Origin of the sequence: Pseudomonas palleroniana (genome assembly GCF_003031675.1) — a bacterium.
Classification (GTDB): domain Bacteria; phylum Pseudomonadota; class Gammaproteobacteria; order Pseudomonadales; family Pseudomonadaceae; genus Aquipseudomonas; species Aquipseudomonas palleroniana.
The window spans coordinates 1-3,048 of record NZ_PYWX01000004.1 but is presented as its reverse complement, the minus strand read 5'-3'; the positions used below and the strand labels follow the sequence as shown (position 1 = coordinate 3,048).

The following is a 3,048-nucleotide window of genomic DNA, read 5'->3' as shown; positions in this document are numbered from 1 at the left end:
CTCAACGGCTACGGCCCGACCGAGGCGACGACGTTCTCGACCACCCATGAGATTACGCGGGCAGACGAGGGCAGCATTCCGATTGGTCGTCCGGTGGGCAACAGCCGTGCCTACGTGCTCGATGCCCGTCAACAACCGGTGCCCGTCGGTGTGACCGGCGAGTTGTATATCGGTGGCCAGGGGGTTGCCCTGGGCTACCTGAACCGCGCTGACCTGACGGCGGAGAAATTCCTCGCCGACCCGTTCAACGTCAATAGCTTGATGTACTGCACCGGCGACCTGGTGGCCTGGCGTGCCGACGGCACCTTGCAGTATCAGGGGCGTAATGACCAGCAGGTGAAGATCCGTGGCTTCCGTATCGAACTGGGCGAGATCGAAACGCGCCTGAGTGAGCACCCGCAGGTCAGGGACGCGGTAGTACTCGCCCGTCAGGACGAGCCTGGGCACAAGCGTCTGGTGGCCTACTTCACCGAACGTGAAGCGCTGGATATCGAAGTGCTGCGCGCCTATCTGCAAGCGCAGTTGCCGGAGTACATGGTGCCGGCGGCCTATGTGCGCCTGGACAGCCTGCCGCTGACCAGCAACGGCAAGGTCGACCGCAAGGCCTTGCCGGCACCGGACCAGGAGGCGTTGCTCAGCCGCGTTTACGAGGCACCCCAGGGGCCGACGGAAGTTGCCTTGGCGCAACTGTGGGAGAAGGTACTCAACGTCGGGCAGGTGGGGCGCCATGACCACTTCTTCGAGTTGGGTGGGCATTCATTGTTGGCGGTGAGCCTGGTCGAGCAGATGCGCAAGCAAGGGATGGACGCTGACTTGCGCGTGTTGCTCGCTCAACCGACGCTGGCTGCAATGGCCGCGGCGGTGGGGCAGGTCGAGCATGTGGTCGTGCCGCAATCGAGCGTGCCCACGTTCGAGCGCAAACGTCGGATCTGATCGACACACGCCTGGCAGACCGACGCGGTTAAACCGCGCCGGCCTGTCGGGCGTGCGCGTTTTTGACAGTCACGTGTCACCCCTACGTTGTCCCTGCTTCCTATGACATACACCTCACCGTGGATGTTTTAGTTTTCCAGCCCTGTGGGAAGCCCTGGGGCACGCATTCAACCCATCACTTTTTGAACCTGACGGCGACAGCGTCGAGCCCATGCCGGGCCGCACGCTGCTGTTTGACGCCGGGTGCTCAGGTTGCAATTGAAACCGGACTTTCTCGTCACTGTTTTCGAATCTTAAGCAGGTCACACCATGCACTTCAGCGAATTGATGGCAGTTCTTTCGACTCACGCGATCCACCTGCAACGTGAAGAGGATGACCTCGTCATCCTGGGCGACGATGAGGGGCTCGACGATGGGTTGATCGACCACTTGCGCGGACACAAAGCGCAATTGCTGGAGTTGATCGCGCGCAATGGGGGGGACTGGTTGAGCCCGGCCTACCGCATTACGCCGCAGATGCTGCCGTTGACGACCCTGGACCAGGCAACCATTGACCGGATTGTCGACGCCGTGCCGGGCGGCCTGGCCAACGTCAAGGACATCTACCCGCTGGCGCCGCTGCAGGAAGGCATGTTGTACCACCATTTGACGGCGGAGCAGGGCGACCCCTATTTGCTGCAATCGCTGTATGCCTTCGACAGCCGTGCGCGGCTGGAGCACTTCACCCAGGCGTTGCAGTACGTGATCAAGCGCCACGACATCCTGCGCACCACAGTGGTCTGGGAAAGCCTCGATGAACCGATGCAAGTGGTACTGCGCAAGGCCACGTTGATCAGTGAAGAGCTGCATCTGGACCCACGTGACGGCGATGTGCTGGGCCAGTTGCGCAGCCGCTTCGATGCGCGTCACTACCGCCTGGATATCCGTCAGGCGCCGATGATGCGGGTGGCCTTCGCGCTGGATTCGCCGAACCAGCGCTGGGTGGCGGTGCTGTTGTTTCACCATATGGCCCTGGACCACACGGCAATGGAGGTGGTGCAGCACGAAATGCAAGCCTTCCTGCTGGGGCAGACCGAGCATCTGGGCGAGCCGGTACCGTATCGCAACTATGTGGCGCAGGCTCGCCTGGGCGTCAGTGAACAGCAGCATGAAGCGTTCTTTCGCGAGATGCTCAGTGACATCGATGAGCCGACGCTGCCGTTCGGTCTGCAGGACGTGCAGGGTGACGGTCATGGCATCGAAGAAAGCCATCGCCTGCTGGATAACGCCTTGAGCCAACGGCTACGCGTGCAGGCCCGGCAGTTGGGGGTGAGTGCGGCCAGCGTGATGCACCTGGCACTGGCCCAGGTACTGGGTAAAGTCTCCGGCCGCCAGGAGGTGGTGTTCGGCACCGTATTGCTGGGCCGGATGCACGCGGGCGAAGGCTCTGACCGTGCCCTGGGGATGTTCATCAACACCCTGCCGCTGCGTGTGAGCGTGGGCGAGCAAAGCGTGCGCAGTGGCCTGAAACTGACCCACCAGCGGTTGACCGCATTGCTCCAGCATGAACACGCCTCGCTGGCCCTGGCTCAGCGTTGCAGCGCGGTGGCGACGCCGACGCCGCTGTTCAGTGCCATGCTCAACTACCGCCACAGTGCAACCGGCGGCAGTGCCGAGGCGCAGACGGCGTGGGCCGGCATCCAGGCGCTGGGCGCCGAGGAGCGCACCAACTACCCGCTGACCGTCAACCTCGACGACCTGGGTGAAGATTTTCATATCACGGTGCTTGCGGATGCCGGAATCGGCGCGGCGCGGATCGCGGATTATCTGCATGCCGCCCTGGAAAGCCAGGTGGCCGCGCTGGAACACACGCCGCAGGCGGCGTTGCAAACCCTGGGCATCCTGCCGACAGCCGAGCGCCAGCACTTGTTGCACCACTGGAACAGCGACGATGGCGTATTTGCCGACAGCGCCTTGATCCACCAGCAGGTCGAAGCCCGGGCAGCGGCCGAACCCGACGCTACGGCGGTGCTGTTTGAAGACCGGCGCCTGAGCTATGGCGACTTGAACCGCCGCGCCAACCAGGTGGCGCATCGCTTGCTGAGCCTGGGCGTGCGCCCGGATGACCGGGTGGCG

1 protein-coding gene and 1 pseudogene are annotated in these 3,048 nt (G+C 63.3%); both read left to right on the top strand.

Translation table 11 applies throughout. From position 1 onward, the window contains the following. A pseudogene (locus tag C9383_RS01205) lies at window positions 1-903 on the top strand (non-ribosomal peptide synthetase); the annotation flags it as partial. Between the two features lie 339 nt (window positions 904-1,242). Continuing rightward, the coding region (locus C9383_RS01200) for a condensation domain-containing protein (protein WP_146164700.1) at window positions 1,243-3,048 on the top strand (1,806 nt) is incomplete at its 3' end.